The sequence below is a fragment of the Mesorhizobium sp. M0848 genome, from assembly GCF_040319805.1.
GTDB lineage: Bacteria > Pseudomonadota > Alphaproteobacteria > Rhizobiales > Rhizobiaceae > Mesorhizobium.
The window spans coordinates 38,118-59,325 of sequence record NZ_JAMYOM010000011.1 but is presented as its reverse complement, the minus strand read 5'-3'; the positions used below and the strand labels follow the sequence as shown (position 1 = coordinate 59,325).

22 protein-coding genes and 1 pseudogene are annotated in these 21,208 nt (G+C 63.1%); 10 read left to right on the top strand and 13 right to left on the bottom strand.

Annotated elements, in window-relative coordinates:
* Positions 1-329: 329 nt before the first annotated feature.
* From NKH95_RS14585 to NKH95_RS14570, 4 genes and pseudogenes are all read right to left on the bottom strand, one after another.
* Positions 330-1,346: an ABC transporter permease gene (locus NKH95_RS14585; protein ID WP_023812147.1), complete on the bottom strand. Its 1,017-nt coding sequence runs from the start codon at positions 1,344-1,346 to the stop codon at positions 330-332.
* Positions 1,343-2,850 (bottom strand): annotated as a pseudogene (locus NKH95_RS14580) (sugar ABC transporter ATP-binding protein). Before NKH95_RS14580 ends, NKH95_RS14585 begins: the two are co-directional and overlap by 4 nt.
* A gap of 93 nt (positions 2,851-2,943) precedes the next feature.
* The gene (locus NKH95_RS14575; protein WP_206638041.1) at positions 2,944-4,200 is read right to left on the bottom strand and encodes an LVIVD repeat-containing protein; all 1,257 of its coding nucleotides are present in this window, start codon (positions 4,198-4,200) and stop codon (positions 2,944-2,946) included.
* A 133-nt stretch (positions 4,201-4,333) separates the two neighbouring features.
* Positions 4,334-5,374: a substrate-binding domain-containing protein gene (locus tag NKH95_RS14570; RefSeq protein WP_023812144.1), complete on the bottom strand. Its 1,041-nt coding sequence runs from the start codon at positions 5,372-5,374 to the stop codon at positions 4,334-4,336.
* A 229-nt stretch (positions 5,375-5,603) separates the two neighbouring features.
* On the opposite strand from NKH95_RS14570, the gene NKH95_RS14565 reads away from it, so the two are divergent.
* Together NKH95_RS14565 and NKH95_RS14560 are read left to right on the top strand one after the other, a co-directional pair.
* Positions 5,604-6,362 carry a rhomboid family intramembrane serine protease gene (locus NKH95_RS14565; protein WP_352609650.1) on the top strand — a complete coding sequence of 253 codons (759 nt, stop codon included), beginning with the start codon at positions 5,604-5,606 and terminating at the stop codon, positions 6,360-6,362.
* Positions 6,363-6,449: 87 nt separating this feature from the next.
* Complete coding sequence (locus NKH95_RS14560) at positions 6,450-6,881, top strand: CBS domain-containing protein (protein WP_023812142.1); 432 nt, start codon at positions 6,450-6,452, stop codon at positions 6,879-6,881.
* 48 nt (positions 6,882-6,929) lie between these two features.
* Here the strand turns inward: NKH95_RS14560 and NKH95_RS14555 are convergent, their stop codons facing one another.
* Positions 6,930-7,187, bottom strand: coding sequence for a YjhX family toxin (locus NKH95_RS14555; RefSeq protein ID WP_128304037.1), 258 nt, complete (start codon positions 7,185-7,187; stop codon positions 6,930-6,932).
* Positions 7,188-7,467: 280 nt separating this feature from the next.
* Between NKH95_RS14555 and gatB the strand changes: the two genes are divergently transcribed.
* Genes gatB through NKH95_RS14540 form a run of 3 tightly spaced genes read left to right on the top strand, consistent with a single transcriptional unit; the run spans position 7,468 to position 9,885 of the window.
* Positions 7,468-8,967 (top strand): Asp-tRNA(Asn)/Glu-tRNA(Gln) amidotransferase subunit GatB, encoded by a 1,500-nt coding sequence (gene gatB, locus NKH95_RS14550; RefSeq protein WP_352629430.1) that lies wholly within the window; start codon positions 7,468-7,470, stop codon positions 8,965-8,967.
* A 4-nt stretch (positions 8,968-8,971) separates the two neighbouring features.
* Complete coding sequence (locus NKH95_RS14545) at positions 8,972-9,460, top strand: GNAT family N-acetyltransferase (protein WP_352629432.1); 489 nt, start codon at positions 8,972-8,974, stop codon at positions 9,458-9,460.
* 29 nt (positions 9,461-9,489) lie between these two features.
* The gene (locus NKH95_RS14540; RefSeq protein ID WP_245465083.1) at positions 9,490-9,885 is read left to right on the top strand and encodes a VanZ family protein; all 396 of its coding nucleotides are present in this window, start codon (positions 9,490-9,492) and stop codon (positions 9,883-9,885) included.
* 78 nt (positions 9,886-9,963) lie between these two features.
* On the opposite strand, the gene panC is transcribed toward NKH95_RS14540, so the two are convergent.
* Positions 9,964-10,815: a pantoate--beta-alanine ligase gene (panC, locus tag NKH95_RS14535; RefSeq protein ID WP_352629434.1), complete on the bottom strand. Its 852-nt coding sequence runs from the start codon at positions 10,813-10,815 to the stop codon at positions 9,964-9,966.
* Positions 10,812-11,654: a 3-methyl-2-oxobutanoate hydroxymethyltransferase gene (gene panB, locus NKH95_RS14530; protein ID WP_352629436.1), complete on the bottom strand. Its 843-nt coding sequence runs from the start codon at positions 11,652-11,654 to the stop codon at positions 10,812-10,814. The genes panC and panB overlap by 4 nt, the downstream gene beginning before the upstream one ends.
* Before the next feature lie 229 nt (positions 11,655-11,883).
* On the opposite strand from panB, the gene NKH95_RS14525 reads away from it, so the two are divergent.
* From NKH95_RS14525 to NKH95_RS14515, 3 genes are all read left to right on the top strand, one after another.
* On the top strand, positions 11,884-12,282 hold the full coding sequence (locus NKH95_RS14525) for an NADH:ubiquinone oxidoreductase subunit NDUFA12 (protein ID WP_013531353.1): 399 nt from the start codon (positions 11,884-11,886) through the stop codon (positions 12,280-12,282).
* 123 nt (positions 12,283-12,405) lie between these two features.
* Complete coding sequence (locus NKH95_RS14520; protein ID WP_352609658.1) at positions 12,406-12,996, top strand: DUF2155 domain-containing protein; 591 nt, start codon at positions 12,406-12,408, stop codon at positions 12,994-12,996.
* A 75-nt stretch (positions 12,997-13,071) separates the two neighbouring features.
* A complete protein-coding gene (locus NKH95_RS14515) occupies positions 13,072-13,458 on the top strand; it encodes a hypothetical protein (RefSeq protein WP_127291408.1) in 387 nt (128 codons plus the stop codon).
* Between the two features lie 28 nt (positions 13,459-13,486).
* On the opposite strand, the gene aat is transcribed toward NKH95_RS14515, so the two are convergent.
* The 6 genes from aat to NKH95_RS14485 form a co-directional block, all read right to left on the bottom strand.
* Entirely contained in the window at positions 13,487-14,104 is a 618-nt protein-coding gene (gene aat / locus NKH95_RS14510; protein ID WP_023812134.1) for a leucyl/phenylalanyl-tRNA--protein transferase, read from the bottom strand.
* A 12-nt stretch (positions 14,105-14,116) separates the two neighbouring features.
* Entirely contained in the window at positions 14,117-15,460 is a 1,344-nt protein-coding gene (gene accC, locus NKH95_RS14505; RefSeq protein ID WP_023812133.1) for an acetyl-CoA carboxylase biotin carboxylase subunit, read from the bottom strand.
* A 10-nt stretch (positions 15,461-15,470) separates the two neighbouring features.
* Positions 15,471-15,929: an acetyl-CoA carboxylase biotin carboxyl carrier protein gene (gene accB / locus NKH95_RS14500; RefSeq protein WP_023812132.1), complete on the bottom strand. Its 459-nt coding sequence runs from the start codon at positions 15,927-15,929 to the stop codon at positions 15,471-15,473.
* A 26-nt stretch (positions 15,930-15,955) separates the two neighbouring features.
* A complete protein-coding gene (gene aroQ / locus NKH95_RS14495) occupies positions 15,956-16,390 on the bottom strand; it encodes a type II 3-dehydroquinate dehydratase (protein WP_013531359.1) in 435 nt (144 codons plus the stop codon).
* A gap of 148 nt (positions 16,391-16,538) precedes the next feature.
* A complete protein-coding gene (locus NKH95_RS14490) occupies positions 16,539-17,342 on the bottom strand; it encodes a DsbA family protein (protein ID WP_352760332.1) in 804 nt (267 codons plus the stop codon).
* Between the two features lie 61 nt (positions 17,343-17,403).
* Entirely contained in the window at positions 17,404-18,798 is a 1,395-nt protein-coding gene (locus NKH95_RS14485) for a M48 family metalloprotease (RefSeq protein WP_023812130.1), read from the bottom strand.
* Between the two features lie 145 nt (positions 18,799-18,943).
* Here NKH95_RS14485 and NKH95_RS14480 point away from each other — a divergent pair, with 145 nt between their 5' ends.
* Positions 18,944-20,092 carry a pyridoxal phosphate-dependent aminotransferase gene (locus NKH95_RS14480; protein WP_023812129.1) on the top strand — a complete coding sequence of 383 codons (1,149 nt, stop codon included), beginning with the start codon at positions 18,944-18,946 and terminating at the stop codon, positions 20,090-20,092.
* Positions 20,093-20,096: 4 nt separating this feature from the next.
* Positions 20,097-21,080 (top strand): glutaminase, encoded by a 984-nt coding sequence (locus tag NKH95_RS14475; protein WP_352773764.1) that lies wholly within the window; start codon positions 20,097-20,099, stop codon positions 21,078-21,080.
* Positions 21,081-21,208 lie beyond the last annotated feature (128 nt).

Sequence of the window (21,208 nt, the reverse complement as noted above, 5' to 3'; positions counted from 1 at the left end):
CACGGGTCGGGGCCGTTAAGGTTAACAAGTGGTTTACGTTGCGTCGAAGCGAGCCCCGTGGCACACAAAAACCACTCCAGAAGCGGTCGTTTCGCGACGATCGGCAGCACTTCAGTCAGAGTTTTAGGGGAGCAGGGGGCTCGACCAGCCGTTCAGGGGAAACCTTGAACGGCTTCTTTTTTGATTCGCGCCAGGCGATTCGGGGTTAACGGCGGGCGTGTATTTCTACCTGCCGACAAGTGCTGGCAACCATCCCGGCGGTCGCTAAGGCGGCATCGTCCGATCGCTATGCGACGAAAAATCTGCGTTCCGTGGTCGGCTGGTGTGAACTATCGCTTCTTCCCCGGGCCGAAGGTCAGCGCCAGAGCGCCAACCAACACGACACCCTTGACGAAGTCCTGCGTGTAGTAGGGCGCGTTCAGCATGGTGAGGCCGTTCAGGAGGACGCCGACGAAAATTGCGCCGGCCACCGTGCCGATCACATGCGGGCGACGCTTGTCGAGCACGGCATAGCCGATCAGCGAGGCCGCCACCGCATCGAGCAGGAGCGAGTTGCCGGCCGAGACGTCGCCGCGGCCGACACGCGAAGCGACGATCAGCCCTCCCAACGAAGCAAGCGTGCCGGACAGGATATAGGCCCAGAGTCGATATGCCTTGGTCGGCGCGCCGGATAGATGCGCGGCCGTTTCGTTGCCGCCGATCGCATAGAAGACGCGTCCCCAGCGCGTACGCTCCATCAGGAACCAGGCGAGGATGGCGACCACCGCCATGACCACGACAGACAGGGGTACGGTGTCGAAGAGCCGTGACCGGCCGAGGATCAGGAAAGCCGGATCGTAAGCACCGGGAACGGACGAGCCGTCGGGCAGCACCATGCCGGCGGTGATGGAGCGGCCGCCGGTCGGGATCAGCTGCAGGCCGGCGAGCAGGAACATTGTCGCCAGCGTGGCGAGAAGATCGGGGACGCCGATGCGGACAATCAGCAGTCCGTTCAGGAGGCCTATGAAGGCGCCCATCAGCAAGACCAGACCCATGGTCTGGGCCGCATCCAGCTGCCATACGACCATGGCATAGCTTGCCGCCATCACCGACGAGGCGGCGATGCTGCCCACCGAGAGATCGAAGCCGTCGGCCGACATCGTGATCGAGACCCCGACGCCGAGGATCGCCACGACCGAAACCGCCTGCAGGATGGAGAACAGGTTGGCCGAGCGGATGAAGGCGGGCTGCGCGTACCAGAAGCCGATCACCATCAGTGCCAGCAGCACGAACAGCGCGTAACGGCGCGTTTCGCGGAAAAGCGATGTGCGCGGGGCGGCCTGCTGGACCGTCGTCGGGTTCGTCATCGATGCTCTCCGGCCTTTTCGCTCTCGACCTTGCCGATCTGGTCGGTCAGCGAGCCATGGCCGTCACCGGCCTCGTGAAGGGAGTGATCGCGCATGACGAGGATGCGGTCGGCAACCTCCAGCGCCTCTTCGGTGTCGCTGGTCGCGATCAGCGTGGCGGAACCGCTTTGGCTGTTGCGGATTGCGGCGATCAGGTCGGCACGCGCCCCGACGTCGACACCCTGGAAGGGCTCGTCGAGCAGCAGCAGCCGGCAAGGTGCCGCCTGCCAGCGGGCGAGCACGACCTTCTGCTGGTTGCCGCCGGAAAGCTCGTCGAGCGTGTCATCGGGGCCGCGCGCCTTGATGCCGAGCCGGGCGATCGCCTCGGCGGCAACCTTGCGCTCGCGCGCGACCCGCAGCAGGCCGTCCGGAAACCAGCGCCGCAGATGCGGCAGGGCGATAGTACCGGCAATCGAGGCGCCGGGGACCTCGGGCGGCAGCAGCGACGATGCCCAGCGGTCCTCGGCGACCATGAAGACGCCGTTTTCGATCGATCGCGCCGGCCCGTTGGAAAGCCATGGTTTTCCATCGAGCACGAAGCTGCCTTGCGCCAGCGTTTCCAGACCAAAAAGCGCGCGCAACAGCCGGCTCTTGCCAGAGCCAAGCGTGCCGGTCAGCGCGACGACCTCGCCGGAGCGCAGATCGAGATCGAAAGGCCTCGCACCGGGAATCAGTTGCGCACCCTTGATGGAGGCGATGATTGGGGCCGCCGAAATCTTGCCGTCATGGGTGGCGGCTTCCAGCGTCCGCCCGATCATGGCCGCAACGGCGGCCGGGAAATCGATCGGTTTGGCAAAGGCGCCGACGATGCGACCGCCGCGCATGACCACGGCGCGGTCGGCGATGGCGGCAAGGTCGCCCAGCCTGTGCGAGATGTAGAGGATTGCCATGCCGCCCGCGCGCAGCCGCCGGATGATGGCGAAAAGCCGGTCCGCTTCCGTGGCCGAGAGGCTGGATGTCGGCTCGTCGAGGATTAGAACGGAGGCCTTGGCCGCGACGGCGCGGGCGATGGCGATCAATTGCCGCTCCGCCGGCCGCAGGTCGATGAAGTCGCGGTCGAGCGGCAGGTCGAGATCGATCAGCGCCGCGATGGCGCGCGCACGCCTGCGGATCGACCGGGCCGAGACGAAGAAGCGCTCGCCCGGCTGGCAAAGTTCATCGAGCAGAAGATTCTCCGCGACCGTCAGTCCGGCAGCCCCCGCCTGATCCGTCGCCTGATGGACGGTCGCGATGCCGGCGGCCTTGGCGGCGCTGGGCGAGGCGAGGGCGACGACCCGCCGCCCAGGGTGATCGTTCCGGCGTCGGGTACATGCGAGCCTGAAAGGATTTTCACCAGAGTCGATTTGCCGGCGCCATTGGCGCCCATCAGCGCCACGACCTCCCCGGCTGCCACGGTAAGATCGGCTCCAGCGAGCGCGCGCGTCGGGCCAAAGGATTTTTCGATCCCGGCGACAGCGACGGCAATGGGGGCGGCGGTGAGGGACAATTGGTTCAGCCGGTTACAGGTTGAGCGGGAACTGGGAAAGGCAAGCAAGCCAACGGGGCACGGTCGTAATTGTCAGCCGCCATATTCCATGATCGCCAGTCCGGCATTGTAATCCGGCGAATAGACGATGCCGTTGGCGTCGACGAATACGTCGGTCGACTGGATCACTTGCGGCCGATTCGGACGTTTGTCGACCATGCGGCTGGGAGCCGGCGGCACCAGCGCCCCGGTCTCCTTTGGGCGATAGGGATCGGAGATGTCGAAAACGCGCACGCCGGCATTCTGGTAGGTTGCAAAGATCAGGGTGTCTGACACAAAGCTGCCCGGCCGGTTCTCGTGCAGATTGTGCGGACCGAAATGTCCGCCCTTGGCGGTGTAATCGGTCTCGTCCGGGGTCGGCAGGGTCGAGATCGAAATCGGGTTCGCCGGATCGCGTATGTCGAAGATCCAGGTGAGCTTGCGCCCATCCTCCTCATGGTCGAGCACGGCCTCGTCGGCGACAACGAGCAAGCCGCGTTTGAGCAGCGGCAGCGCCGAATGGGTGCCGCCACCATAGGGCGGCGACCAGTTCCTGTGGCTGATCAGCCTCGGCAGGGCAGGGTCGGCGACATCGAGGACGGTCAACCCGCCGTCGCGCCAGCAGGCATAGGCGGTATCACCCTCGACGACCGCATGATGCAACGCATAGCGGCGGCCGTCGGGCCAGCCGGGTGTCTCGCCGCCGGCAAGATGCATTCCTGGAATCCACCAGCGACCGGCCTCGACTGGCCGTGCCGGGTCCTGAAGGTCGACCGTCAGCAGGATGTAGTCGCTGTAGCCGTCGAGAAGCGCCGATACGTAGGCGTAGCGCCCGCCGACGTACCAGATGCGGTGGATGCCGATGCCGTCGACCGGGAAGAAGCCGATCTGGCGAGGCTGCGTCGGCTTCGAGATGTCATAGACGGCCATGCCGGCCGACCAGGTCCGCGCCGCGCCCGAACCAGACGCGGTGCCGATCGTCTCGCCGATCGACTGGGTGTAGTAGACCTTCTCGTCGAACGCGAAAGCGGCGTCGGCGAACAGATCGCGTGCATGGACGACCAACAGCAGATCCTCATGCGTCTGCAGATGGATGGTCCAGGTATTCGGCGGCGCGGGCACGAACACCGTCCCGCCCGGATTCTTGGGATCCCGTACATCGATGATGGAAAAGCCTTGTGACCAGGGATGCGCGACATAGGCGAAGCCGCGATGCACCATCACCTGCAATCCGTCCGGCCGCCCGCCTTGGTCGGAATGACCGATCAGGCGCATGTTCCTGGAATAGTCGGGGGTGGGGACAGAAACCATAATTGTCTTTCAAAAGGTCGGTCCGGCGCACTTTGCCTGTCGCAGCGGGTGGTGTGGCGGAGGCAGGCGCAATCATCCCCCAGCAGGCCGGGGATGATTGTTTGGATCGCTGATTTTGTGAAGGCGCAGAAGCTCAATTCGTCGCCGGGATCCACGGTGCCTTTGCGGCATCGCTGTCCTTGAAGGCCGGGAATTTTGCCTGCAGATCTTCGATCGTCTTGATGTTGTTGTCGACGAGGTCCTTTCTGGTGACGAGCGTCGGCTGGATCAGCACCGAATGGCCGGGATTCTGTCCGGCGATCAGCTGGGCCAGCGCGCGCACCGAAGCCTCGCCGACGACGGCCGGGTTGGTTGCCGCCGTCGCCACCCACGGGCTGTTCGGCTCGAGGATGGCCTGGATGTCCGAGGTCGAGATATCGACACCGTAGATCTTCACCTTGTCTGCCACGCCAAGCTCGTCGATGGCGAGCTTCACGCCACGGGCGAACTCGTCCCATGGGGCGAAGACGACCGAAAGCGTCGGGTTGGCGGTGAGCACGGCCTTGGTCTGGTCGGCGACCGAAGCGGCAACGGTGTCGTTGACCACGCCCCAGGTGGCGACTTCCTTGATGCCTGGGTACTTCTTGCCGAAATCCTTCCACACCGCATAACGACGGTCGAGCGGTGCGAAGCCGGCGACATAGAGGACGCCGCCGTCGAATTTCTCGCCTTGGTCCTTGACCGCCTGGTCGAGCACGAGGCGCGCCATGTCGGCATCGGACTGCTCGACCTGCGGGATCTTGGGGTTGTCGAGGTTGGTGTCGTAGGCCACCACTGGAATGCCGGCGTCAAGCGCTGCCTGTGCGACGTCCTTGATGGCTTCGGGCTGGCCGTTGTTGATGATGATGCCTTGCACGCCGAGATTGATCGCCTGCTGGATCAACTGCCGCTCGGTGTTGATGTCGTTGCGCGCCTGCGAGATGTTGGCCTCGATGCCGAGCGCATCGGCCTGGCGCTTCACGCCGGCCTCGAATGCCTGGAGCCAGTCACCGGAGCCGAGGAAGCTGACGACGGCGATCTTGACGCCGCCCTTATCGAAGGGTGCCGGCGCGCCGGATATGCCCTGCGCCGAAGCAGCGGTGGCGAGACCGGCTATGCCGGCGGCTGCCGCCAGCGAAAGAATATGCTTGATCATGTGGAGACCCCTTTGAAATTGGCCGCATTCTAGGGAGGAGGCCCATCGCTTCCGAGAACGCTCATTGCGAGTTTTTCAAATCCCGGAGCATTTCCACTTCGCTTCCTTTCGGTTTCGTAGCAAATGAAGACGATGCGGTGCCGGGCGTTCGCTGTTGAGAAAACAGAATTGTTCCAACCCGGACATCCTTGCTCTAAAGGACGCGCAGGAATTCCTGGACCAGATGCGCATGAACGAACCGGTAAACCCTTCGGACACGGAACAGATGGACGACGCGCAGCGACGACGGCGCGAGCCGGTGTTCAACCTGCCACCCGTCGTGTTGGCGGTGATCGGCATCTGCGTCGTCGTCTACCTGTTGCAGCAATATGTGTTGAGCGAATCCCAGCAGATGACATTGCTGTATGACGGGGCCTTCATCCCCGTTCTCTACACCGGGCAATACGGCTTCGACTGGTTCCTGTTTTCGCGGCCGTTCACCTATGCTTTCCTGCACGGCGGTTTCGCGCATCTGGCCATCAACATGGTGTGGCTCGCCGCGTTTGGTTCACCATTGGCAAACCGCCTGGGAACGCTGTGGTTCGCGCTGTTTTTTGCCGCAACCGGGTTGGCTTCGGTCGCGCTTTTCTGGGCGATCCATCCTTATGGTGAGGCGCCGCTGGTCGGGGCTTCCGGTGCGATATCAGGCATGATGGGGGCTGCGGCGCGTTTCGGCTTCCGCACCGACCGTTCGGCCGGCAAGGCCGCCTTCGCCGGCCCTGTGCTGCCGATCGCATTCGTATTGCGCTTGCGCGGTGTCGTGATCTTCCTCGCCATGTGGATGGTCATCAATCTCGCCACCGGCCTGCTCGGGTTTGCCCCAGGGGTAGATGGTCAGATCGCCTGGGAGGCCCATATTGGCGGCTTTTTCGCGGGCTTCTTCGGCTTGCGTTGGTTCGACAGGCGATGGCAGGCGCCTGAATGGGAGACGACCGACCACCGCACTTGAAATGCAACCGATCACGGCGCACGATGTTCACTCTTACGTGAAGGCCGGTCAGGGCAGGAACCGGCAGGCAAAGCAGAGGAGGACGCCATGACGGTGAAGGCAATTCTCGAGAGAAAAGGCCATGACGTGTTGACGCTCGGGCCGAACGAAAAGCTTAGCGAAGCCATCCGCATCCTGGCAGAGCACAAGATCGGTGCGCTGGTCATCACCAATGGCGATCGCAAGATCGTCGGCATCCTGTCAGAGCGCGACATCGTCCGGGTTGTCGCCCGCGAAGGTGGAGCCGCGCTGGATATCGCCGTGCGCTCGGCAATGACGCCGAAGGTGAAGATCTGCAACGAGAATCACACCGTCAACGAGGTGATGGAGATCATGACCCGAGGCCGCTTCCGCCATCTGCCGGTGGAGAAGGACGGCATGCTCGATGGCATCGTGTCCATCGGCGATGTGGTCAAGCGCCGCATCGAGGATGTCGAGCGCGAGGCCGACGAGATCAGGGCCTATATCGCCACCGCCTGAGCGGCGAGGCGAACCGCCGGCCGGAGAACCGACCGGCGGAGCCGTGGTTTACCTGTTGTCGAGTTCGGAGCGGACGAGCGCGAGCCCGCGCCGGGTGATGCGGTAAGGGCCGCCTCCCGACGAAGAAACCGCCTTCTTACGCTTCAGTTTTCGAAACATATCGAGATCGACGCCCGGATAATGCCAGCCGTCGCGGGTCAGGCATTTGACGGAGGCGATCCGCTTTTTCTCGTTCTTTTCGATTTCAATGCGTCCACCCTGCGCGAGCAGGTGCAGGATGCGCTGTTCTATGCGCGAAATGTCCATGTGAGAGTTTTCCGGGAAAACAAAAAATGCCGCCGCCGCGAAGCTTCGCGGCACGGGGTTTCGGTTTTCTGCCCTGCCTCGCCAGGAGGTCAGGGCCTTACCGGGACTGAGCGTAAGTGGACATCCACTCTCCATTGGAATGAGCGTCCTATAGGCGAACGCGGCTGAAAAGGCCAGTCCGTGGCTTTGCGCTTGTCTCTTTTGGCGGTTTGCACTAGCGAAGTTGCAAATCAGAATGTGCATTAATGCAGCTTCCCATCATTCCAGTTCGCAGGCCGCCATGTCCCTTATCGACACCCGTACTCCTGACGCAAAACGCCTGATCCCCGGCGCAACCGGCGACTGGGAGATCATCATCGGCCTCGAGGTCCATGCGCAGGTCACTTCGGAAGCAAAGCTGTTTTCGGGCGCCTCGACGGCCTTCGGCGCGCCGCCTAACGCCAATGTCAGCCTGGTCGATGCGGCGATGCCGGGCATGCTGCCGGTCATTAACGAGGAATGCGTCAAGCAGGCGATCCGTACCGGCCTGGGGCTGAAGGCGCAGATCAACCACAAGTCGGTCTTCGATCGGAAGAACTACTTTTATCCCGACCTGCCGCAGGGCTACCAGATTTCACAGTTCAAGCAGCCGATCGTCGGCGAGGGCACGGTCATCGTTTCGGTGGGCCCGGACCGCCAGGGCGAATTCGAGGACATCGAGGTCGGCATCGAGCGGCTGCATCTGGAGCAGGATGCCGGCAAGTCGATGCACGACCAGCATGCGACCATGTCCTATGTCGATCTCAACCGCTCCGGCGTGGCGCTGATGGAGATCGTCTCCAAGCCGGACATGCGCTCGGCCGACGAAGCCAAGGCTTATGTCACCAAGCTGCGCACCATTGTACGCTATCTCGGCACCTGCGACGGCAACATGGACGAAGGTTCGATGCGCGCCGACGTCAACGTTTCGGTGCGCAAGCCGGGCGGCGAGTTCGGCACGCGTTGCGAGATCAAGAACGTCAACTCGATCCGCTTCATCGGCCAGGCCATCGACTACGAGGCGCGCAGGCAGATCGCCATCCTCGAGGATGGCGGCAAGATCAATCAGGAGACGCGGCTGTTCGACGCCGTCAAGGGCGAGACGCGCTCGATGCGCTCCAAGGAAGAGGCGCATGATTACCGCTACTTCCCCGATCCCGACCTTTTGCCGCTGGAATTCGACCAGGCCTATGTCGATGCGCTGGCCAAGGAATTGCCGGAACTGCCGGACGACAAGAAGGCGCGGCTGATCGCGTCGCTCGGCCTGTCCGTCTATGACGCCTCGATCCTGGTTTCGGAAAAGCCGATCGCCGACTATTTCGAAAAGGTGGCCGCCGGCCGCGACGGCAAGCTTGCCGCCAATTGGGTCATCAACGATCTGCTCGGGCAATTGAACAAGGCCGGAAAAGACATTGAACACGCTCCGGTTTCGCCCGAGCAGCTCGGTGCGGTCATCGATCTGATCAGGGATGGCACCATCTCCGGCAAGATCGCCAAGGACCTGTTCGAGATCGTCTGGAATGAGGGCGGCGACCCGCGCCAACTGGTCGAGAGCCGTGGCATGAAGCAGGTCACCGACACCGGCGCCATCGAGAAGGCCGTCGGCGACGTTATCGCCGCCAACCCTGACAAGGTCGAACAGGCGCGCGCCAAGCCGAGCATGGCCGGCTGGTTCGTCGGCCAGGTAATGAAGGCGACCGGCGGCAAGGCCAACCCGCAAGCCGTCAACGACCTCGTCAAGGCCAAGCTGGGCATCGAGTAGCGCCGTGTTCGTCCGCACCGCAGGTGAACGCGACCTTGCCGCTGTGCGGACGCTGCTGGTGGAAACGTGGCATGCGACCTATGACGCCATTTATGGCGCTGCCAAAGTCGCCGAGATCACCGACGAATGGCACTCGATCGCTTCGCTCCGCTCGCGGCTGACGCGGCCCAACTCGGAATTCCTGGTGGCCGATGACGGCAAGCGGATCGGCGGAATGGCTTTCGCCGCCGCCACCGCCGATGCGAAAATCATCCTGTTGAACCAGCTCTACGTCCATCCGGACTGCCAGCGGCGGGGGATCGGGCAAGCACTGCTCGACGAGGTCGAAGCCAGTTTCCCGGAAGCGCGAACGCTGCGCGTCGAGGTCGAGGAAGCCAATGCCGGTGCCATCGCCTTCTATCGGTCGAAAGGGTTCTTGCCTGTCAGTGCCGCGGAAGAGTCCCGTGATACCTCAAGGCTGACGACGCTGAGTTTCGAGAAACCGCTGGGATAGACCACCGGGATGAATAGAGCGATCAAGCCATGCGTCATCGCGGCGTTTGCTGTGCCGGCTCACGACGGATATGCAAGGGCATGACCAAACTGTCCCGCATTACAGCGCTGGCGCTGCTCGCCATCATCATTTTCGCGACCTTGTCGCCGATCCAGATGCGGCCGCACCTCGCTGAAGCGAATGTCGAGCGTGCCTTGGCTTATGTCCTGCTGGGCTTCGCCCTGGCGATCGGCTTTCCCAACCGACTGTATCAGGTCGTGATCTTTGTGGCTGTGACCGCCGGCATGCTGGAACTGCTTCAGCTCATTGATCCCGGTCGCCATGCACGCCTCATCGATGCATTGGTGAAAGCCCTTGCCGGGGTGGTTGGGATCGTGGCGGGACACCTGATCGTCAGGGCCGGCGGACAAAAGAGCGAGAGCTAGGCGCGGCGGCAATCCGCCGGGAGTGCGGGACCATCGACCTTGGTCGCGGCCCGTGTCTATCTGGCCGAAGCCTTCTCGCTAGGCAGCGGGAACCTCCACATTGTCGATCAGCCTCGTCTTGCCGAGCCATGCTGCCGCAAGAAGACGCCCTTCGCGGTTTCGACGCCATGGCGCAAGCGTCAGGCTTTGGCGTGCCTCGACATAGTCGACCTTCTGAAAGCCGGCGGCGATGAGGGCGCGGCTGGCCTCTTCGGTTGCGTCGCTCTGGCCGGCGCCTGCCGCCAGGGCCGCAGCCGTATTGCGCAATATCACGTTGAGCTGGCGGGCGATCTTCAGTTCGGCCTCATCGAGATAGGCGTTGCGTGACGACATGGCGAGACCATGCGCGTCGCGGATCGTCGGTGCGCCGATGATCTCGACAGGCAGGTCGAGGTCGCGGCAGAGCTGCCTCACCACGCAAAGCTGCTGGTAGTCCTTCTCGCCGAAGACCGCACAGTCGGGCGTTGCCTGCAGGAGGAGCTTTGCCACCACGGTGGCGACGCCGTCGAAAAAAGTCGGCCGAAAGTCCGATTCGAGCCCGGCGGAGGGGCCGCCGACCGAGATTTTCGTGGCGAAGCCGGCAGGATACATCTCGCCAACCGTCGGTGTGAAGGCAAGGTCGGCCTTTGCCGCGCCCAGCCGGTCGAGGTCGCGGCCGAGTTGGCGCGGGTACTTGTCGAGGTCTTCGCTCGGCGCGAACTGCGTCGGGTTGACGAAGATCGACACGACGCAGCGCTCGGCTTTTTGGAGCGCGATCCTGACCAGCGAGATGTGTCCGTCATGCAGTGCACCCATGGTCGGCACCATGGCGACACGAAGGCCGTCGCGCCGCCAGTCCCGGATTTGCGCGCGAAGTGCGGCCACGCTGTCGACGACGACGGGTTGGCTCATGCGTCATCCCTGTTCTTTGTCGCCGAAAAGACATGGCCGGGGCCGGGGAATGTCCGGCCCCGCACCTCGGCTGCATAGGTTTCAGCTGCATGCGAGATCACGCTGCGCAGGTCCGCGTATTCCTTGACGAATTTCGGCACGCGATCGACGGTCAGCCCGACCATGTCGTCGATGACCAGGATCTGGCCGTCGCAGTCACCGCTGGCGCCGATGCCGATGGTTGGAATGGCGAGGCGGCGGCTGATATCGGCGGCGACCCTCTCGACCGTGCCTTCGATGACCACCGAGAAAGCGCCGGCGTTCTCGACGGCGAGCGCATCGCGAAGCAATGCCGCAACAGCCTCCTCGGTGCGGCCCTTGATCTTGTAGCCGCCGTCCTTCTCCACCGATTGCGGCTGCAGGCCGATATGTCCCATCACCGGAATGCCGGCGGCGACGATGGCCTCGATCTGGCTGGTCATGTCGAGGCCGCCTTCGAGCTTCACCGCCTGGCAGCCGGTTTCGTCGACGACCCGCCGCGCCGAGGCCACGGCAAGTGCTGCCGAAACCTCATAGCTGCCGGCCGGCAGGTCGACGACGACGCAGGCCCTGGCCGAGCCGCGCATCACCGCTTGCCCATGCGCAATCATCATCTCTAGCGAGGCGCCCAGCGTCGTCTTGTGGCCATGCAGGACCATGGCGACACTGTCGCCGACCAGAAGCAGGTCAACATGGTGATCGAGCAGACGGGCGATGGGATAGGTATAGGCGGTCAGGCAAACGATCGGCGTGCCGCCCTTGCGGTGGCGAATCGCCTCGGCGCTGATGCGAATGTCGGTGGTCGGCAATTCCGTGGCCAATCGTCACCTCCTTTGGCCTCAAGCCGGGCTGGATGCAGGCATGGGCGCGCAGAGCTTTAGAAATACCGTAAAGGCTTGGCAAGCGTGCATGCAGCGACCGGCAGGATCACAGGCTTGTGTCGGGTTTCCGGCAAGCCATTTGCGCGCACGCCGTGGCAAAAGCCTTGCCTTCGGCAAGGCCTGACGCCATAAGCAGGAAAACGGGCGCTGCCGGCGCGAGGGTTTTGAAATGAAGACTTTCCTTACGCAGTTTTTCACCTGGTGGAACAGCCAGACGATAGGAACCCGCCTGCACACCTGGCGGTACGGCAAGAAGGTCGGCCAGGACGAAACCGGCAATTTCTACTACGAAGGCGGCATCGATTCGGAAGGCCGCACGCGCCGCTGGGTCATCTACCGCAATTATTCGGAAGCTTCGGCGATACCGCCCGGCTGGCACGGCTGGATGCACCACCGCGTCGACGTTGCGCCGTCCAGCGAGGACTACAAGCCGCGCGACTGGCAGAAGCCGCATCAGCCCAATCTGACCGGCAGCCCGGCGGCCTATCGCCCGAAGGGCTCGGTGCTGACCAATCAGCATCGCCCGCAGGTCACCGGCGACTACGATGCCTGGACACCCGGGTCGTAGCGACAGGGTGCAAGCCGGTCCTTTAGCGCCACAATTGGTGTTTAGCTGCTTGCTGATCAGAAAACGGCGACTAGCCTTGGCGATCGACAGAATCACCCGGGCGCGAACCACCGGTATCTTTGCATGAGCTTTTCTTACTCAATATCGGCCAGTCTGGCGCTAGCCGCCGGTCTTGCCGTCAGCACCGTGGCCTTCGCCGCTTCGCCTGAGCCCGCGGCACCCGCGCCGGCGCCGCCCGCGGGAGCGGACCGGGTTACCAATGCCGTTGCCGAGTTTGCCGGTATCGACAAGATCACCGGCCGCATCATCACCTTCGATGTCTATATCGACGAGACGGTGCAGTTCGGTGCTTTGCAGGTGACGCCGCGCGTCTGCTATTCACGGCCGCAGACCGAAGAGCCGAAGACCGATTCTTTCGTCGAGGTCGACGAGATCACGCTGGACCGCAAGATCCGCCGCATCTTCACCGGCTGGATGTTTGCCGAAAGCCCCGGCCTCAATGCCGTCGAGCATGCCGTCTATGACGTCTGGCTGAAGGCTTGCAAGCAGAAGTCGGATGTGCCGGCGCCCGATGGCGCCAAGGCAGACTCGACCAAAGCCGAGGCGCCCAAGCCCGCCGCGGCCAAACCGAAAGCCGCGACCGCTCCGGACGTGACAGAGCCTGGCGTGACGGAGCCGGACGCTTCGGAACCCGATACCACCGACACCAACTGATCCCCCGGAACCGTCCTGGCCACCATACGTTGGGGCACGGATGAGCGCGCATTTATGCGCAGGGAGGATCTTCCGATGTCAGACAGCAAGCGGATCACGGCCGGCAAGGCAGAGTTGCTGGAACTCGAAAAGGGATTCTGGACGGGCGACGCGGCCTACTATGCGGCCAATGCCGACACCGAATGCCTGGTGGCGTTTCCGCAGATGGCACAGGCGATGGACAATGCGGATCTCGCCAAGACCGCAACCAAGCCCAACCGTTGGCGCGACCTGAAAATCGACCTCAAGGGTATTATCGAGCCGGGCAGCGACATCATCATGCTGACCTACGAGGCACATGCGACACGCGAGAACGGCGAACCTTACGCCGCGCTGGTCAGCACCGGCTATGTCCATCGCGTCAACGGCTGGAAGATGATGTTCCATTCGCAGACGCCATTGGAAGCCGCCACTGGGAAGTAGGCTCAATCTTCAGGGATAGAATTGGGCGTCAGGGATAGAATACGGCCTCGCCCTTCAGCGCGTCGGCCAGCATCTTTTCATATTTGCCGCGCGGCACGTCGACGGCGCCGAAGCGCTTGAGGTGCTCGGTGGTGAACTGCGTATCGAGCAGCGCGAATCCGCGTGCCTTCAAGCGCTCCACGAGATAGAAAAGGCAGGTCTTGGAAGCGTCCGTCTCCCTGGCGAACATGCTCTCGCCAAAAAACACCCGGCCGAGCGACACGCCATAGAGGCCACCGACCAGCCGGTCCTCGCGCCACGCCTCGACCGAATGACAATGGCCTATCCGATGCAACTCGACATAGGCTTCGCGGATCGGCGCATTGATCCAGGTCGAGCGCCGTTCCACCCGCTTCTCGGCGCAACCGTCGATCGTGGCTTCGAAATCGAAATCGAAACGGATGTCGAAGGGGTTCTTCTTGATCGTTTTCCTCAGGCTCTTCGGTGCGTGAAAACCATCGAGCGGAATGATGCCGCGCGTCTCCGGCCGCACCCAGAACACCTCCGGGTCGCCGGCACTTTCTGCCATTGGGAAGACGCCCGAGGCGTAGGCCTTGAGCAGCAGGTCGGTGGGGATGCGATAGCCGGGCGCGTAGGGGCGGGTCATCGCGTCTCCGCGCTACTCTTCCTTGGCCAGATATTTTTCCAGCCAGTGGATGTCATAATCGCCATTGGCGATGTCGGCATTGCCGACGAGATCGCGAAACAGCGGCAGCGTCGTCTTGATACCGTCGACGACGAACTCGTCCAGGGCGCGGCGCAGGCGCATCATGCACTCGACGCGATTACGCCCATGCACGATCAGCTTGCCGATCAGGCTGTCGTAATAGGGCGGGATCTTGTAGCCGGAATAGACGCCGGAATCGACGCGGATGCCCAGGCCGCCCGGTGTGTGGAAATGGGTGATCGTGCCGGGCGAGGGGGTGAAGGTGCGCGGGTCCTCGGCGTTGATGCGGCATTCGATGGCGTGGCCGTTGAACTTGATGTCCTCCTGCTTCACCGAGAGGCCGCCGCCGGAGGCGACGCGGATCTGCTCGTGCACGAGATCGATGCCGGTGATCGCTTCGGTCACCGGATGCTCGACCTGCAGGCGCGTGTTCATCTCGATGAAGTAGAACTCGCCATTCTCGTAGAGGAACTCGATCGTGCCGGCGCCGGAATAGCCGAGGTCGGCGATCGCCTTGGCGCAGATGCCGCCGATGCGGGCGCGCTCTTCGGCATTGAGGGCGGGAGAGGGCGCCTCTTCCCAGACCTTCTGGTGGCGGCGCTGCAAGGAACAGTCGCGCTCGCCGAAATGCACGCCGCGGCCAAAGCCGTCACCAAACACCTGGACTTCGATATGGCGCGGCTTTTCCAGATATTTTTCAATATAAACGGCATCGTCGCCGAAGGCGGCACCGGCTTCGGTGCTCGCCGTCTGCAGGGCGATCTCCAGGTCAGCCTCGGTGAGGGCGACCTTCATACCGCGCCCGCCACCGCCGGCCGATGCCTTGATGATCACGGGATAGCCGATCTCGGCGGCAATGCGCCTGGCTTCCTTCTGGTCGGTGACGGCGCCGTCCGAACCGGGCACAACCGGAATGCCGAGGCGCTTGGCGGTTCGCTTGGCCTCGATCTTGTCGCCCATGATGCGGATATGGTCGCCGGACGGACCGATGAAGGTGATGTTGTGCGCGGCCAGTATGTCGGCGAACTTGGCGTTCTCCGACAGGAAGCCGTAGCCCGGATGCACGGCGTCGGCGCCGGTGATTTCGCAGGCCGCAACGATCTGATGGATGTTGAGATAGCTGTCGCGCGATGGCGGCGGACCGATGCAGACGCTCTCGTCCGCGAGCCGCACATGCATGGCGTCGGCATCGGCGGTCGAATGCACCACCACCGTCTGGATGCCGAGTTCCTTGCAGGCGCGCAGCACCCGGAGGGCGATTTCGCCGCGATTGGCGATGAGGATCTTCTGAAACATCAGGCCCGCTCTACTCGATCACGACGAGCGGCATGCCATATTCGACCGGCTGCGAATCCTCGAAAAGGATCGCGGTCACCGTGCCGGCGCGTGGCGAGGGGATCTGGTTCATCGTCTTCATCGCTTCGATGATCAGCAGCGTCTGGCCTTCCTTGACCTTCTGGCCGACTTCGATGAATGCCTTGGCGTCCGGCGACGGCGCCAGGTAGGCCGTGCCGACCATCGGCGAGGTGACTGCGTTCTTGGAAATATCTGCCACAACGGGCAGAGCTACGGAGGCAGCTTGCGCTGCTGCCGGCGCATAGGCCTGCTGCGGCGCTGCGATTGCATGAACAGCCGGCGCCTGCCGCGAGACGCGCACCTTCAGGTCGCCCAGTTCAACCTCGATCTCGGTGAGGTTGGTGTCGTTCAGTATGCCCGCCAGATCGCGAATCAGTTGCTGGTCAACACCGGTCTTCTTTATCGACATTTTCGAGCCTTCTGTTTGTTGGCCGGTCATAGGCGTGCGGCCAGCGCCTGTAGCGCCAGCGTATAGCCGAGCGGCCCAAAGCCACAGATCATGCCGACGGCGACCGGCGCGACCATGGAGACGTGGCGGAATGGTTCCCGCGCATGGATGTTGGAAAGATGAACTTCGGCCACCGGCAACGGTGCGACGGCGCGGATGGCGTCGTGGATGGCAATCGAGGTGTGGCTGTAGGCGCCCGGATTGATGACGATGCCGACAGCCTTGTCGCCGGCTTCCTGAATCCAGTCGACAAGGTCGCCCTCATGGTTCGACTGGCGGAAATCGATCTCGAACCCCAGCGCCGTGCCTGCCTGCTTGCAGTCGTCGGCGATCGCGGCAAGCGTCTTGCCGCCATAGATGCCCGGCTCGCGCTTGCCGAGCGCGTTGAGATTGGGACCGTTCAGGACGAAAACCGTTTTCAAAAAGCCGACCTTTCCCGGCGCCGTCATCAAGCCGGCGCGCTGGGCCCTCTATAATGGGCATAGCCGCCCGCGGAAAGAGCGCAAGTGCGTTCTTTCACTGTCCACAACAGGCGGAAATGTGCCCGTGAGAAATAGCTGGCGAGCAAGATCAGAGCGCGGCTTTCGCCGCCTCGATCTTTTCAGCCAGCACTTCCTGCCCGAGCGCCCCGAACACCACCTCGTTGCCGACGACATAGGACGGCGTTCCGGTGATCGCCAGCTTGTTGGCAAGATCGTAGGTCTTGGCGAGGGCCTCGTTGATTGTCGGGTCCTTCATCTTCTCGCGCAGCGCCGCTTCGTCGGCACCGAGCGATAGCGCGACCTTCATGGCCGCCGCCTCGGTGGCGCGCCCCTGGCCACCGAGCAACGCATTGTGGAACTCGCCGTACTTTTCCGGGTGCATCAGGTGGAAGGCCATCGAGACCACGCTCGCCTTCTGCGAATCCGGTCCGAGGATGGGGAATTCCTTGAGCACGAAACGCAGGTCCGGATCGGTCTTGGTCAGCGCCTGCATGTCGTCGATGGCGCGTTTGCAGAAGCCGCAATTGTAGTCGTAGAACTCGACGATGGTGACCTTGCCGTTGGGATTGCCGACGACGCCGTCGAAGGCGGAGTTGAAGATCTGGTCCTTGGCATCCTTGATCACGCCGAGATGAGCGATGCGCTGCTCTTCCTTCTGCTTGGCCTCAAGCGCATCCTGGACCTCCAGGAGGACTTCCGGGTTTTTCAACAAATAGTCGCGGATGATGCCTTCGACCTCGGTGCGGTCGATCTTGGTATCGGCCGCGGCCGTCTCGACCGGCTGCGCGGTACCGGCCTTGGCGATCTGCGGGTTTCCGGCAACGAATCCGAAAGCCAGCATGGCCAGGGCGGCCGCAACCCCCGTGGTGCCCAGCAGCAGTGCCTTTTTCATCGTTCCTGTTCCTTCTACCTGTTTTCCGGTCTGGCTATGTCGTGGCGCGCGACCGGAAGGTTCACTTGATCTTGGTTGACGGCCTGTAGTTTATGATATCCTGGGCGCGAAGCCAGCGCGGCTCGCCGCGTTTCATCTGCTGTTGCGCCCGCATGGCGAAAATCTTCGCATCCTTGTAGCTGCCGGAATAAAAATGGCTTTCGGCGGTGGCAAGTTCAGCGCCGGATATGTCGCCCAACTCGCCATAGGCCTGTGCCAGATAGCGATATCCGGCTGAATTTTCCTTGTCGCGACCGAGGCCATTGTTGATCTGCACGACGGCTTTTTTGAGGGAGTCGGGCGTGCCGACGGCCATCAGCGCCTGACCCACGGACACCGGCAGCAGACCGGACCGAGCCGAATCGAGGCTGACCGCCTTGGCGTAAGCGTCCGCAGCTTCCTTGGGTTTGTTTGCTTTCATCAGGATGTCGCCGCGCAGTTCCTGGAAGTAGGCATTTTTCGGCTGCGCTTTGATCAGTGCATTGGTCTTGGCGAGAGCGGCGGCGATGTTGCCGAACAGGTAGGTCGACTGGGCGTCGCCGTACTGCGCGGCGAGGGTTCCTTGCATCTTTCGCATCAGCCGGGACGCGGCCGCCTGGCCTTCCATGTAGACGGCGATCTTCACCCGCATCATGTCATGGCGCTGCTGCAGCGCGGGCGGGTCCGGCCTGTCGACATTGGGGTCCTGTTTCACCAGCACTTCGAGATTGGCGATGCGGTCCTGCGGCATCGGATGGCTGATCCGATACGGATCGACCTGGGCGCCCGAAAGCGACAGTGCGGTCTGGAAGCGGCGGAATGTCTTCAGCATGCCCATGCCGGACTGGCCGGTGGCATTGAGATAGGTGATCGCCGAGCGGTCGGCCGTCATCTCCTCGGTGCGCTGGTAGGCGAGGATGCTGCGCTGTGCCATCTCGCCGCCGCCAGCGGCCACGCCCATGCCAGCGCCGGCGAGACCGCGGCTGCTGGTTGTGGCACCGGCGACAATGGCGCCGGCGCCAAGCAATGTCGCGATGACGGCCATCGTCTTGGCTCGTTCGAGTTGGTCGCGCAGCTTCTGCTGGTGGCCGCCGGCGATATGGCCGGCTTCGTGCGCGATGACGCCGATGATCTCGTTGGGCGTTTCAGCCGTCATCAGCGCGCCGGTGTTGATGAACAGCCGGCGCCCGGTGACGAAGGCGTTGAAACTCTGGTCGTTGACCAGAACGATGTCGATGCCGTCATTCGCCAGGCCGGCCGCCCTGAAGATCGGCCGCGCGTAATCGCGCACCAGCGCCTCGATCTCGGCGTCGCGCACCACCGGCACGTTCTGGGCGAAGGCACTGACCGAGCTCGCCATTGCAACGGCAACGCCAAGCGAAAGCGTCGCGAAGACGCGCGCTGCCTGGGCAATCGTCGATCTGGGTCGGCTCAACATGATGGCTCCACTGGTAGACGAGCGGGCGAAAGATGAAAAGTCGGCGCCGGAAACTTCCTCAACTTGTGATCCTCACATCAATCGGGCATTTGTGCGGCACATGCGCCAGTGCGTGGCGCCGTCAGTCATCGGGAATACTGGTTAAATGGTCGTTTCGCTCTCACGCCGTGGCAATGTCGAGCCCTTCCATGCGATGGACATTCTGGCAGAGGCAAACCGGCTGAAGTCCCAGGGCGTGCCGGTTGTTTCGATGGCCGTCGGCCAGCCCTCCGATCCCGCACCGGTTCTGGTTCGCGCCGCAGCCGCCAAGGCGCTGCAGGATGGACGCATCGGCTACACCGATGCGCTGGGACTGGCAGGTTTGCGCAAGGCGATCGCCGGACACTATGCCGATCACTACGGGCTTGATATCGAGCCCGGCCGGATCGCGGTGACCACTGGATCGTCGGCCGCCTTCAACCTCGCCTTCCTGGCGATGTTCGATGGGGGTGACCGGGTCGCCATCGCGGCACCCGGCTATCCCGCCTATCGCAACATCATGGCCGCACTCGGCATCGAGGTGGTCGAGATCGAGCTCGGCGACGCCGCCTATCTGCATGCCGGCCATCTCGAGACCGCGCATCGTGAAAAGCCGCTGAAAGGCGTTCTCTTCGCCAGCCCCGCCAATCCAACCGGCGCGGTCATACCGGCCGATGAACTGGCGGTTCTGGTGAGGACGGCACAAGAGCTCGGCATCGCCGTCATCTCCGACGAAATCTATCACCGGCTGGCCTATGCCGCCCCCGACACCACGGCGCTGGCCTATGGCGGCGACGTGACGGTGATCAACTCCTTCTCCAAATATTACTGCATGACGGGCTGGCGCATCGGCTGGATGGTGCTGCCGCAAGAGCTGGTGCGGCCGGTCGAGCGCGTCGCCCAGAGCCTCTACATCTCGCCGCCGGAACTGTCGCAGATCGCCGCGATCGAAGCGTTCAGGGCGACCGAGGAGCTGGAGGCGGTAAAAGGCCGCTACGCCTGGAATCGCGAGCTTTTGATGAAACGCCTGCCGGAACTCGGCTTTCCGCTGGCAGCGCCCATGGACGGCGCCTTCTATGCCTTCTGTGACGTCACCAGGCATACCAATGACAGCATGGCCTTCGCACGCAAGATGCTGGCTGAGGCGCATGTGGCGGCAACGCCCGGCCGCGACTTCGACACTCAGGCTGGGCACCGGACGATGCGGTTTTCCTATGCCGGCAGCCACGACGACATGGTCGAGGCAATGGCGCGCATCGAACGCTGGTTGAGGTAGCACCATGCCGGAACTCGAACAGCCCCTCAGACTTGATCAGGCCTCCAAACTTGATCAGGCCCCCAAACTTGATCAGGCATTGGCCGAAGTCGCCGCCGAAATGGCCGATCGCATCGATCGCGGTGATGTCGCTTCCTACATTCCGCAGTTGGGCAAGGTCGATCCGAAGAAATTCGGCATCGCAGCGGTCACCAATGACGGCCGCGTGCTGACGGCAGGGGACGCCGACCAGGCCTTTTCCATCCAGAGCATCTCGAAAGTGTTCACCCTGACACTGGCGCTCGGCAATGTCGGCGACGCGCTGTGGCAGCGGGTCGGCCGCGAACCGTCAGGCAATCCGTTCAACTCGATCGTGCAGCTCGAGCATGAGAACGGCATTCCGCGCAATCCGTTCATCAATGCCGGCGCCATCGTCATTTCCGACATCCTGCTTGCCGGCCACCAGCCGCGCGAGGCGATCGGCGAGATCCTGCGCTTCATCCGTTTCCTGGCCGACGACGAGACTGTTATCATCGACCGCGAGGTCGCGGCGTCCGAACGGGCCACCGGCTACCGCAACTTCGCACTCGCCAACTATATGAAATCCTTCGGCAATCTCCACCATGCGCCGGAACTGGCGCTGGGCGTCTACTTCCACCACTGCGCCATTGCCATGAGCTGCCGGCAGCTGGCGCTCGCAGGCCGCTTCCTCGCCAATGGCGGCAAGAACCCGGCGACCGGGCATTCCGTGGTGTCGGCCGAGCGGGCACGCCGCATCGGCGCCATGATGCTGACCTGCGGTCACTATGACGGCTCCGGCGATTTCGCCTTCCGCGTCGGCATTCCCGGCAAGAGCGGCGTCGGCGGCGGCATATTGGGCATCGTGCCGGGCGTGGCCTCGCTTGCCGTCTGGTCGCCGGGCCTCAATGCCAACGGCAATTCCAAGCTGGGGTCGATCGCGCTGGAAAAGCTGGCCAGGATGATGAACTGGTCGATCTTCGCGCCGTGATGCATGTCGCCCAAAAGTGCGCAGCGGTTTTGGGACAACGACATGCTTGGAATCAAAGAAGCGTTTTAGCCTTCGCGATCCGCCATAACGCCAGATAAGAAAATCCCGCACCGTCTTCGAGACGGCGC